Below are 13,055 nucleotides of genomic sequence, written 5' to 3'. Positions count from 1 at the left end.
ACTTTCCAACATCATATTTTTAGAGTACCCGATAGCGATTATCCTTCACCGAATCTACGATGACGCTTATTTCCCTTAACACCTCTCGCTACCACGTTAAGAAATACCCTCGACCGATGCAGTAATGCAGTAAGTATGCAAGACTTTGGAGCGTCGGGTCGGGTATACACCAAGCATGAAAATAGAGCAGTACGGACAAGCGAAAATCCTGACTCAAGCAGAAATCGAACTGTTGTTTAACGAAGGTTTGCAGACAGATCGCGATCGCGCCCTCTTCGGAATTTGCCTGTACACCGCCTGCCGCATTGCCGAAGCGTGCAGCCTGAAAGTCATCGATGTTTTCACCCCAGCGAATGCCATCCGCTCCGAAATGATTATCCGCAAAGGCAACACCAAAGGCAAGCTCGGCACCCGCACTATCCCCATTATTCAAGAGTTGAGGCTGCTGTTAGAAACCTACAAACATCCCTCACACCCCTACCTATTCCCCAGCCGCCACCTCAATCACCGCTGGAAACACGCGAACCCGGAAGCCGCCTCTCACCTGTTCCAAGAAGCCTGCGAAAAAGTTGGCATCACCGGCGCTTCCACCCACAGCCTAAGAAGGTCGGCGCTGACGCAGATGAGCAACGCGGGTATCCCATTGCGGATTATTCAAGAAATCAGCGGCCACCGCAACTTAGAACAGTTGCAAAAATACTTAGAAGTGCGGCCCGACCAAGTGCGCGGGGCCGTCTCTGCGCTCTCTACCCTTTACTACGTCAGGAAAAGTGAAAATCACCATGTAAAGCACTAAGGCTTAACGAACTTTGTAATATCTGTCTTGCTCGGTTGGGCAAAACACAAGCTGTTTTAAACCGAGAGAACTCACAAGTGTAGCAGAATACTTAGTTAGGTTGTCTACTGAATGTATCCAATTAATTTCCCCAGTGAGTAGGGGCTACTTGTTTTATCTTTAGGCAAGTAGATGCTGACGTTTGTACAGTAACTGTTTCGTTTACTAACTCCTCTAAATAATGTTTCTAACACTTTTTGTCCGTGTTGGGCGGTTCCCTCGTAAGTGTGTCGGTTGCAAGGCTACCTGAACTCAGTAAATTAACGCAAGCTGACAACAAAAAGTTTATCTTGTTTTGACGACTAAACTATTGGACTATAATGCCTATTTATGGACTATAATACTTATAATTACCAAGCTCCGTTAAATTATATGAAATATAAAAATGGATTATTTTCAATGGAATAATTCAATCGCTGCTCATTTTTTTAAAAATGAAATGGCAGGGCGCAGCGTTCACCTGTGTGTCACAGAGGAACTACTAAGAAATATTGGTCAAAACTACAGTGCAGATATTGCAGATTTTATTAAGGCGGTAAAGACTGGTATGATTGGGTTGCCAGGAAAGAGCATCTGCCAGAAAGCTTTGCAGAGTATGGATTACTGGAAGTACCGACAGCGACAAAAAGGTTATCCTCTTTACGTCGGTTATTTGGCATTATTCGCCCTCGCTGCCGATATCGAAGAAAATTTTGCATCCCATGCCTACTACCCCCGCCTCCGAACATTACTGGGTGAAAAACCTATATCTGGAAACTATCCAGATTTCGACCAGATGAAAATACTGTGGGAAGACTTAGCACGGTGGGCAAATGAAGAGAAAAGTGGTGAATGGGGTATTTTCAACTGTTTTACTGTTGGGAAGAAGAAGCATATCGGTTTACCACAATCACAAACTCTTTTGACTGAAAAAGAGCGCCGTGCACTACCTGCTATTTTTGCGACTACTGACTTAGATCCTGTTTCACATCCTACTGAGGACACCATCGCACTTTTGTTAGCCCATCATGGGCGTAAACAATTACGAACACGAACCCTGCGCTTATTAGAAAAAACTGGTGAGAGTGACGAATTTCGCCAAGCATTGCTCGAATGGATTATTGATGAATTGAGCGGTTGGGATGGAACTGCTGAAGTTTCAGATCGAACGCATATCTACGGACTCTTGAGATTGGGCTGCCAACACGATCCAATTGCCAAACGCGCCGCTATAACCTTGCGTTGCAGTACAAAACACGAATTTCCTGAAGACGATTTATTATTATTTTTAGAAAACAATTCTCAGCCCTTTTCTTGTTACGAACATGGTGGAGGTTGGTCTTCAGTGGTAGCTGAGGCAGATAGAAAACCGCTTGATGCCTCTAAGTTTAATTGGTTGCAAGGTTTGCGGATGCGATCGAGTGACTCTAAATGGTGTTTTAAGCTGCCAGCATCGCCGATTCGAGTATTCGTTGATGGAAATAGTGAGGGATTGCCAGGTCTTGTGGAAGTGCGACAGTTGCCCGCTCAAAAGCCATTTTATTTAGCTGCACACGAACAGTGTTTAAAGTTACTGACAAAATGGGGAGAATCGAGCTGTCAAGGCTTTGAAAAATTGCAAATAATAGATGGTTTTCCCAGTGGGTGGCACTTGTTCAAGGCGACTGCCGCTTGTAGTGATGAGTTAATTAAAGTAGAATACCCAATCCTGGCTTTTTCGACTAATTTGCGGTTAGAGCTAACTGGGGGAATTCGCCTGGAAAGAGGCAATAAATTTTTTAACTTTGCTCGACCGAAATTGGTTCTCCAAGGCGGTAACGAATCAATAAAAGTATATTGCAACGATCGCCTGTTAAATTGCACCGAAGCAGCAGGTATTTATGAACTGCCAGCCAATACTCCATCCGAAACAAATTTGCAAATAGAAGCACGCAGTGGAGAAGATATTATCAAGCGCTGTTCTCTGGTTTTGGTAGAAAACTACTCTTTGCCCTCCCAAAGCAACGCGCAACAGTTCGATCGTTTCGGAAATCTTCAGACTGAGGATAATGGGAGCGCGGGATTTGCTGGGGCATGGGTGCATGGCGTTGATTTCCCGGACTTTAACTTCAACACTTTTTTACCAATACAAGGAAAGCAGCGGATTTTCTTTTTAGGTAAACAACCAGGTCAAATAGCAATTTGGCCGGCGGAATCGCTGCCTACAGATTGGGAGCCAGTTTGGGCTATTTCCAAAGGTCGCCATCGCGGTCAAGCAATGTTTTGCAGCACCAACGTAGCCGATTCACAACCGTCGATGTCAAAGTGCAAAGACCGCAAGAAAATGCGGGCATGGAAAGAAATATTGTGGCACGATCGCAAGAAAATTTCCCCGCCCGATGGTTCTAACTTGAAAGTATTGTGGCAACAGTTTCAAAAGGAGGCAGAACGTGTCTGAAACTAGCGAAAAACTGCTCTACATTATTTCGGGAAAAAAGGAAGTTACTTGGCTATTCTTTAAGGAAACCTTTGATTATTTGTATAATTTTGAGACGGGCGTGGGGCAAGAAAACACGGACAAAGACGGAATTAAGAATAGAAGAGTTCAAGCACTTCGCACTCTAGCTTCTCTGGGCCACTGCGACTTTAATTTTAGCGAGGATAGTAGCAAGAGTAAGGTTTATGCTGCTCCCCCTCTATTGGTGCGATTGCCCAGTGCCGGCTTTCCTCAAGCCATTTTAGCAGGAGCGCGATCGCCTACTACTATTCAACAATTATCAGATGCTTGTCAGTCTGTGGGAAATCACATCAACGTTGAAATCCAAGACCAAGCGAGTGAATTAGGGTTGATACCGAAGCGAGTGGCTGTACAAGCAGAGGATATAAGGGAATTACAGGCGATCGCATCATCTCTGGGCATACCTTTTCTCGAAACGCCCTCAGCCTGGTCTTTGCTGCATTTTGCTGCCAGTATTGACGACTACTTAGCTACCCTCAAAGGGTTTAACGATCCAGAATTGAACTGGAATCGCCAAACTTTTAACCCTATTTCTTTACAGTTTATCGAAAAAATTAAAGAAACAGACATTAATATCCGTCTCAGCCGATACAGTCATCCCTCTCGAAACACAAAGATTTATTATCTTTGGCAAGATGGCATGGGTACTGAAGTAGACCTTGATTGGGGAAGGTATGCTATTCTCAAAGCACGGCGGCTGAATGTTCTGATATACGACAAACACAGATTCACTATGGCAGTACCCGTTAGCGCGAAACTGCCGCGACTCCTAGAAAGAGTCTTAACCCTTTGTTCCGGTTATACAGCATATGTAAAAAAAATTCCGTCCACTTCCCCCCCCATTCAGGAATTCAATTTATTCAGCGCTGTTCCCCCTCAAATAGCTGAAATGACCGCAGCTAAATTAGGACAAACACTTTTACCGCACTCTTTAATATAACATACTAAGGGAATTTATGCACGACCCAATTAACGCTTTTAACACTATCCGCGACAACTTCTTACTCTACATAAAAACAGCTTTTGGAACTCAATTCCCCGAAATAGAACAAGAACGCGAAAGACTGCTGCGCCAACCCGGCGCATTCCATCAAGACCCCTGGATTGAACCGATGCCCCGCTATCAAAAATCAGGTAAAACTATCAATGATTTAGATATTTCAAACGTACCGGGATTAGATGAATCGGCCCTTCAAGATTTTAAACAGCTTGCTTCCAGCGGACTTGTAGGCAATTACGAACTGTACAGCCACCAAATTAAAATGCTGGGGCAGGCCTTAGCGGGTCAAAATGCTGTAGTAACGGCGGGTACTGGTTCAGGAAAAACTGAATCTTTTATGTTACCGCTATTTGCTTACCTTGCCAAAGAATCGAGAAATTGGGAGGCTTCCAAAGCAGAGCCAGCCTACCTAAATGACTGGTGGAAAAATAAAGATTGGCAGAACGAATGTAACCCAGTTGTTAATAAAAATCGCAGTTTTAAGCGTTCTTGTCGGGTTCCTCAAAGAAGTCACGAAAACCGGGATGCTGCTGTTCGCGCGCTGATTTTATATCCCATGAATGCCTTAGTTGAAGACCAACTTACCAGGCTTCGTCGCGCTTTAGATTCTGAAGCAGCGCGAGGTTGGTTTAAAGATAATAGAAAAGGCAACCGAGTCTATTTTGGTAGATACAACGGCGTTACGCCCGTACCGGGGCATGAATATACAGAAAATGGTAAACCTAATGGCAAAAAAATAGAAGAATTGCTAAAAAAAATTAAGAAGGTGGAGGAATCAGCGGATAAAGCGAGCGAACACGCAAGTCAAACTGGCGATGATGATGTGAGGTTCTTTTTCCCGCGTTTAGATGGGTCAGAAATGCGCTGTCGCTGGGATATGAAAGATGCCCCGCCCGATATTTTAATTACCAACTATTCTATGCTCAGTATCATGCTGATGCGCGAGATAGATCGAGATATCTTTGAAAAAACGAAGCAATGGTTAAACAAAGAAGGCAGTGTTTTTCATTTAGTTGTTGACGAACTGCATTTGTACCGAGGCACTTCTGGGACAGAAGTAGCTTATTTGCTGCGACTGTTGCTGCAACGATTGGGGCTGCATCCAGGTCATCCCAAATTGCGGATTCTTGCCTCTAGTGCATCTCTGGAACCAAACGATCCAGAAAGCTTAAAATTTCTAAATCAATTTTTTGGTACTGAATGGTATCCCGAACAGATTATACCGGGTGATTTAGAGTCAATTCCACCCATTGATGGTCAAGAATTTATTGATGCCCAACCGTTTATCGCATTGGCATCAGCACCAGAAATAAACAATGCAGAAAGGTTACGGGAAACACCTGCATACAGTGCTTGCCGCCCAATTCTGGAATCAAAAAGCGCGCACCTCGGGGCTAGAATGGTCAACGCTTGTAACGTTGACGGCAAAATTCGTGCTGTAGCGGTCGCTAATTTTGCTAAACAGATTTTCGGCAATAACTTACCAGATGAAAACCTCCAACTGGCAGTAAGAGGGCTGCTTGTCGCTCGCGGTTTGTCCGAGCAAACATCCTTACCATCCTTCAGAATGCACTGGTTTTTCAGAAATATCGAAGGGCTGTGGGCTTGCACTAAACCTAATCACGGATGCGAAGAAACTGAAATTAGCGAAAATCGACCAGTAGGCAAACTATTTGTAGAAAATCCTCCCATACTTTGCGATAATTACCGAGTTTTAGGACTTCTTTATTGCGAACAGTGCGGAACTGTGTTTTTTGGGGGAAACAGGCTGACCAGACAGAATGACGGATGGGAACTTTTACCTACAGAACCAGACATTGAGGGAATTCCCGACCGTAAAATAGCCAGTCTTTTACACCGTCGAAATTACTCTGAATATGCTGTATTTTGGCCTTTCAGAAATATTGATGAAGATGTTTGCAAAGGGTGGAAACAGCCATCGAGACAAGGTGAAGGTGGTGAGAAAGCTTGGTGGGATAAAGCATCGCTAGATACTCGCAGTGGTCGCGTTATTCTAGGAGATCCAGATTCCCTGGAGGAACAGTGGGTGAAAGGCTATCTGTTTCACTTGCGATCGCTCTCAGCAGAGAAGCAAGAATTTATTGGATCGTTACCCTCAGTTTGTCCATGCTGCGGTGCAGACTATAGCAAACGCAGGTTTCGCAAATCTTCAATTCGAGGGTTCCGCACGGGTTTTTCTAAAGTTAGCCAATTACTCTCCAAAGAACTGTTTTATCAGCTACCGGAAGATGCAGAATCCCGCAAATTAGTTGTGTTTTCTGACAGCCGCGAAGATGCCGCTTCTATATCCAATGGAATTGAGCGAGCTCACTATGACGATCTAATAAGAGAAGCACTTTTTGATGAACTCGGACAACTCGCTATAGGCAAACCGCACCTATTAGAAGATATTCAACAATACGGTCAGCCTACCCGTCCTGACGCCCAGTTATTTGCTCAACACAACCCAAAAGTTTTTGAAGATTTACAAAAAGCCATTAAAAACGTTAACAAACCATTGCCAGAAGGTCTTGATTCAGAAGATTTGGAACTGTATCAAAATCGGCGAGATAATGCTCAGAAGGTACTTGATGAAATTCAGCAAATAGTTAATACCCGCACAGTTCCTCTCCGCATAATGTTTGAACCCGACAATAAAGATCCTGGTTTGCTCATACAGCGATTGAAAGTGTTGGGGGTTAATCCTGCTGGTAATGATCTCCATTACCAGGAATTTGAATACGACAGTAAGGAAGATCATCATTGGACAAAATTTTTTGATTTTGAGTCTGATACCGCAGGATGGAAATCTGATTTGTCTACTGGCGCAGAAACAAGCCGAGATAACGAACTTCGAGAGAAAGTAAAATCCGAGATATGTGACACACTTTTCAGTCGGCTCTACTTTGGGATTGAAGCATCAGGATTGGGTTATATTCGCCTGAATTTATCGCAGAATCAGCTTGAACCGTTAGCCATTCAATGCGGACTTTCACCCTCAGTATTTGAGAGCATCTGTGATGGCAGTTTGCGAATTTTAGGTGAATTGTACAGGTATCCGAAAAAACCTCAAGATTATCCGCTGGATGATTGGAAAAACTGGGGTGATGCGCGACCAAAAATTCGGAAATACATTAAAGAGTGTGCAAAAGCTTGCGGAATTTCCGAACACGAATTGCAGCAGGCATTGAAATCTGCTATTTGCGAATGCGGTCAGCACCACCACTTTAAACTTAATCCCCGGCATTTATCTGTACGAGTTGCTGTGTCCGATGACCCCGTGTGGCAGTGCGATTTATGCCAGCGCCCTCACCTCCACCGTGCAGGTGGTATTTGTACTAATTGCTTGTCAAATTTATCGATCAAATCTAATAAAATATGTGCGAATTTATACGATCGCAATTACTTCGCCACCCAAGCTGTAAATAAGCGTCAACCGTTGCGTTTACATTGCGAAGAGTTAACCGGACAAACCGACGATCAAGCTGAAAGACAGCGACATTTTCGCAACATCATCGTAAATTTTGCCGAACAAGAAAGAGATTTTATCCCAGCAGTAGATATCATTGATATTTTGAGCGTCACTACCACAATGGAGGTGGGAATTGATATTGGCAGTTTAATGGCTGTTGTGATGGCAAATATGCCGCCGATGCGCTTTAATTACCAGCAGCGTGCGGGTCGCGGGGGTCGCCGGGGTCAGGCTTTCGCGATTGTACTTACTCTTTGTCGGGGTCGATCGCACGATGAATTTTATTACCGCCATCCTGAAAAAATTACGGGCGATCCGCCACCAGTTCCTTTTCTTTCTATGCCACAGGTTGAGATCGTGCAGCGCCTCCTAGCCAAAGAATGTTTGAGACGTGCCTTTAAGGATGCTGGTGTTACCTGTTGGGAAGTAGAAAAAAAGCCAGACAGTCACGGTGAATTTGGTACACTTAAAAAGTGGAACGAAACGGAAAAACGCCGCGAACAAGTTCGTGATTGGTTAGAAAAATCAAAGGAAGTTACGGAGGTGATAAGTTCTCTGCTAGTTGGTATTGAAGATATTAATCGCAAAAAACTTGAAGAGTATGCACGCCAGCTTTTGTTCAATAAGATTGACGAGTGTGCCAATAACTTAGAATTGACTGGAGATGGATTGGCAGAGCGCCTCGCTGAGGGCGGGGTTTTGCCGATGTACGGGATGCCCTCAAGAGTGCGCGATTTGTATCATCACGATCCGTCCAGAAAACAAAAAGTTTCTACTATCGATCGAGATTTAGATTTAGCTGTCTCTGAATTTGCCCCGGGTTCAGAAAAAACTAAAGACAAGCGAATTTATACCGCGATAGGGTTTACAGCATCGTTAATTCCCGACACTAAAAACGGGTTGGTTCCTGCTGGCGAACCTCTGAGCGAGCGCAAATGGATGTTGAGGTGTCAGCGATGCCAACATACGGATACTTCTAATACAATATTTGATGATACAGTCTGTCCGAAATGCGGGGCGACTGACGAACAGGGATTTCGAGTTTTTCAGTGGGCTGTCCCTTTAGCTTTCCGTACCAGCCTCAATCGTGGGGCGGACGCTAAAGATGAATACGATGCGTTAATTACAGGTGCTGGTAGCGTAGCCGAATCAAACTCTCCACCTTTTAACTTAGTAAATAACACAAATACTCAGATAGTTTTTTCTGAATCCGGTCGCGTTTTTCGGGTGAATGACAATCGAGGACAGCTATTTAAGGGAGCACTCGGAAAAGCAACATTTGGATGCGGTGATAAACTGTTAAAAGATCAGTGGATTGATGAACGATTTCAGAATAAAAATAATGTGAAATTTAAACAGCAGGGCGAGTCAGAGAAAATTGCGATCGTTGCCCCAAAAACCACAGGCGTATTGCGAATTAAACCCGCTGCTGTACCAGATGGATTGTGCCTCGATCCTGTTGCAGATGGTTCCGCCGTCAAAGCTGCTTTCTACTCAGCCGCTTTTATGGTTCGTGCTGTAGCAGCACAGGAGTTAGACATCGATCCTGAAGAATTAGACGTGAGCGGTTTGCGACAGACTGAATTAGAGGATAAAAAAGTAGGAGAAATTGTAATTAGCGATCGTCTTGCAAACGGATCGGGCTTTACCTACTGGTTAGCTAATCACTGGGAAGAGATACTTTTAGACAAAATTCTGGATTCTAAAAATAGCTTTGCTGAGGCGATAATATCACCAAAACACCGCCAAAAATGTGATTTTTCCTGTTACGATTGCTTGCAGCAGTACCGCAATATGAACTATCACGGTCTGCTGGATTGGCGTTTGGGGCTTTCCTTGCTGAGGGGATTAGCTAGTAGTGATTTTCGTTGCGGACTCGATGGGAATTTTTCTACTCCCGACTTAGAAGATTGGGTTTTGAAAGCAACTGCTTTACGCGATACATTTTGTGCTTCGTTTAGTTGTTCCGCGCAACAGTTCGGCCCCCTACCCGGTTTGATTGTGGGCGATATAAGTGTTATTATCATTCATCCTTTGTGGAACATAGATTGCCGTCAAGGCTTATTGAATGAAGCGAAGAAAGCTGCTGCGACAGTGGCCGAAGCCGATCGGATTCTATACCTAGATACATTCAATCTGCTGCGGCGTCCAAGTTGGTGCTATCAGTCACTGGTGGTTTAAAGTGAATCTTCAAACATTATCAGACTTGATAGGGGAGGACTGACGCAGACACTATCGGCGTTGCTGATTCATGGTATGAATCAACTTTTCGCTTGATGTTACAAAACTCACCCTACTTGGCTTATACCCATTCCGAAATCTTGAATTTATACCTGTATTCAGCAACCCCCCGATGGAAGCTTTCTCGTTTGAGGAACGGATGAGGGGCGCGGTTGAGGAGAGTTGACGGGCGCTCGGGCATATTTCGATCGTAGATCCGCATATTTTGTCATCGCCGTCCGCTTCCATCTGCCCTACCTCACTAGAGCAAGACTACCACGCTCAAACCATACGCTGCAAGGATTTGAGAGGATTTTGCCGCAGACCAATTAATACACTTAATGTAATGTTTCGCTCGGCTGTGAAGGTGGCGGCGTGTGTATCTAATGCCGTGGAAAACGCTGAGTATTGGGCCTAAGATGCTCTCGACCGAAAGAAATGAGCGCTGTCTGGGGAACAATCAAAGCACAGGTAATGTTCCAGAAATGGGAATGGGAGAAGCAACCGGCGCCCTTGGTGCAGCCACCGACGATTGATTTTTGGTTGAACCCAAAGCAGTCGGTGTCGATTAAAGAAGCGGCGATAGCACTGCACGGAATCCAATCAGCCCTACCCGCCGCGCTTCAATCCGGTCAAGAGTTGTTGCCTGCTGCTGTGCCGATGTTGGATGAAAGCGCGATCGATGGTGTCGAAGATGTGGAAACCGAATGGGCGCTCTGGCAAACTGATTTTGGTGACAAAGAGAAAGCGGCAGCAGTGGCGACGATACGGGCAACTCTAAGTCGATTCAACCTGCCTGGCAGGCAAGCGGAAATTTGGAGTTTAACTAAAACTGTCAAAATGGAGAAAATGAGAATGAGTAACACAGAAAGAGAAGAAGTCTTCAAAGACATAACAAAACAGGCTTCCCGCGAACAAACGATAGTGGCAAACGAACGCTCAGGTTACAGAATGCCACCAGAATACATAACACGAAAAACCTTGGTTCAAATTGACCTTGCCTGTACAGTTATTTGCTCAGAAGCACAAGAAAATCCGCGATATTTCCTTAATCGCTTTCAAGGTGATTCGATTAATTTAACCATGAACTTAACGTTTGCCACAAATTTTAGTTTGTGGCTAAAGAGTAGCCGTTTATTGTATTGCGTGACTTAAGAATTAACAACAGCGCTAATGGAGACGGATATCTTGGATAAAAAGAATATTCTCACAGATTTAACTTGGCCATTTCCACAAATTGTAGTTGCTATCCCCAGGTTTTTACTCTGCCCTCCCGGAACTACTGACGTTTATGTAGATTTCTTGCTGGTAAATTGTTTTAAAAAGCCAGGAAAAGAAACTCAGTGGATTAGCATTTGTTTTGTAGACACAAGTGGCAATATCTGGGTAGCAGACACGCAGATAGATGCCGATGGAGATGTAATAATCGATCATGGCAAACTAGACGAAAAAGACCGAGAATTCTGTGATAAAATTCGCTCTTTTGCTATCAATATTTTGCTACTTTTGGAAACTTCAGGAGGTTCTCTTGTTAGCGACGTAGTACCCACGGAAACGGTAGACGACATTAAACAGCCAAAAGGGTTCGGCAAAAAATCTTTAACACCAGCACCCAAATATCCAAGATGGATCGGGAAAAACTACCAGATAAAATCTGAGCAGTCGCCTGTGTCAGAGAGTCGAGGCACTCACGCTTCACCTCGCATCCACTGGCGGCGCGGGCATTGGCGGTGCATTGAACCGGGCGAGGGGAAGAAATGGAAGCAGAGCAAAAGACTCTGGCTCGAACCTGTCCTAATTAACGCTGGCATTGAGTAGCTTGCGCTCCATCTTATTTTTATCGATCGCCCGAAGCCAGATCGCGGGGTAGCCCTTTGCGCTACCCCTTTGGTTTCGCGGGGTAAAGCCGAACTACTCAATCGCCCGAGTCCTGCACCGATCGCCTCTACACCGCCCCGATCGCTCAAAACATCTCATCCAGCATTTCGGTAACGTCTTGTTGGTCGCGCTCCCTGTTGTCACATAAATCATGAGAGTGTCAAGCTTTCTGTGCCTGCTGAGTTTCTGAACCTTCCGCACATTCCCATCCGCCGCATCCAGGGCTGCCGTGATAGCTGTCTTTATTCTACGCCCGCCATCGTGAGCTGGACTACCGCGTTAAGAAATACCCCCGACCGATGCAGTAATGCAGTATTTGCGGCAAACTTTCTGGTATCGGGTCGGGTATACACCAAGCATGAAGATAGAACGGCACGGACAAGCAAAAATCCTTACGCAACAGGAAATCGAACTGCTGTTCAACAAAGGTTTGCTTTCCTCGCGCGATCGCACGCTGTTCGGAGTTTGTCTCTACACCGCTTGCCGCATTGCCGAAGCTTGTTCCCTAGAAGTCATCGATATTTACACTGCCAGAGGTACAGTCCGACCTACAATCAACTTCCGCAAGGGCAACACCAAAGGCCAACTCCAAACCAGAACGATTCCGGTCATTGAAGATTTGCGAAGTCTCCTGACATCTTGGCGTTCCCGCGCCGGCCAGACTTATTTATTCCCCGGCCGCCACCGTTCGCACCACTGGAAGCATTTGCACCCCGACTCAGCGGACAAGATTTTGAGAAAGGCGTTCGAGCGGGCCGGCATCGAGGGAGCATCCACCCACAGCTTCCGCCGCACCGCCCTGACTCAGATGAGCAACGCCGGAATTCCGCTGCGGATTATTCAAGAAATCAGCGGTCACAACAACCTCGAACAATTGCAGAAATACTTAGAGGTGAAGCCAGATCAAGTGCGGGGTGCGATCGCCTCTTTATCGATGCTTTCCTACACCGGAAAAGCTACATTTCCCGGTCTAGAGCATGAATTGCCGGCTGTGCCGTTAGCGAGAGAGCAACTGTCACAAGGCCTATCAGACTCGGAGCCTGAAGAAATTCCCGATTGGTGACGAGCAATTTTAGATTTTAGATTTTAGATTTTAGATTTGGAACGCAAGGATTAAAGTCGCGCATCAAGAGCATCGAATGCCGATCGCTTTCTTTCCCAAGGCAGAAGCCCT

At 45.2% G+C, this 13,055-nt stretch carries 7 protein-coding genes; all 7 read left to right on the top strand.

From position 1 onward, the window contains the following. The first annotated feature begins 175 nt into the window (after positions 1 to 175). Complete coding sequence (locus tag QUA01_RS11120) at positions 176 to 796, top strand: tyrosine-type recombinase/integrase (RefSeq protein WP_333092410.1); 621 nt, start codon at positions 176 to 178, stop codon at positions 794 to 796. Positions 797 to 1,220: 424 nt separating this feature from the next. Next, positions 1,221 to 3,251 (top strand): hypothetical protein, encoded by a 2,031-nt coding sequence (locus QUA01_RS11115; protein ID WP_333092409.1) that lies wholly within the window; start codon positions 1,221 to 1,223, stop codon positions 3,249 to 3,251. Continuing rightward, entirely contained in the window at positions 3,244 to 4,251 is a 1,008-nt protein-coding gene (locus QUA01_RS11110) for a hypothetical protein (RefSeq protein WP_333092407.1), read from the top strand. Before QUA01_RS11115 ends, QUA01_RS11110 begins: the two co-directional genes overlap by 8 nt. Positions 4,252 to 4,267: 16 nt before the next feature. Further along, on the top strand, positions 4,268 to 9,964 hold the full coding sequence (locus QUA01_RS11105; RefSeq protein ID WP_333092406.1) for a DEAD/DEAH box helicase: 5,697 nt from the start codon (positions 4,268 to 4,270) through the stop codon (positions 9,962 to 9,964). Positions 9,965 to 10,441: 477 nt separating this feature from the next. Continuing rightward, positions 10,442 to 11,158, top strand: a complete 717-nt coding sequence (locus QUA01_RS11100; RefSeq protein ID WP_333092405.1) for a hypothetical protein — start codon at positions 10,442 to 10,444, stop codon at positions 11,156 to 11,158. A gap of 33 nt (positions 11,159 to 11,191) precedes the next feature. Next, positions 11,192 to 11,821, top strand: coding sequence for a hypothetical protein (locus QUA01_RS11095; RefSeq protein ID WP_333133143.1), 630 nt, complete (start codon positions 11,192 to 11,194; stop codon positions 11,819 to 11,821). A gap of 418 nt (positions 11,822 to 12,239) precedes the next feature. Continuing rightward, positions 12,240 to 12,944 carry a tyrosine-type recombinase/integrase gene (locus QUA01_RS11090; protein ID WP_333092402.1) on the top strand — a complete coding sequence of 235 codons (705 nt, stop codon included), beginning with the start codon at positions 12,240 to 12,242 and terminating at the stop codon, positions 12,942 to 12,944. Positions 12,945 to 13,055: the final 111 nt, after the last annotated feature.

The sequence above is a fragment of the Microcoleus sp. S36a_B3 genome, assembly GCF_036700745.1.
Lineage (GTDB): Bacteria > Cyanobacteriota > Cyanobacteriia > Cyanobacteriales > Microcoleaceae > Microcoleus.
This window is presented reverse-complemented; position numbering and strand designations above follow the sequence as displayed.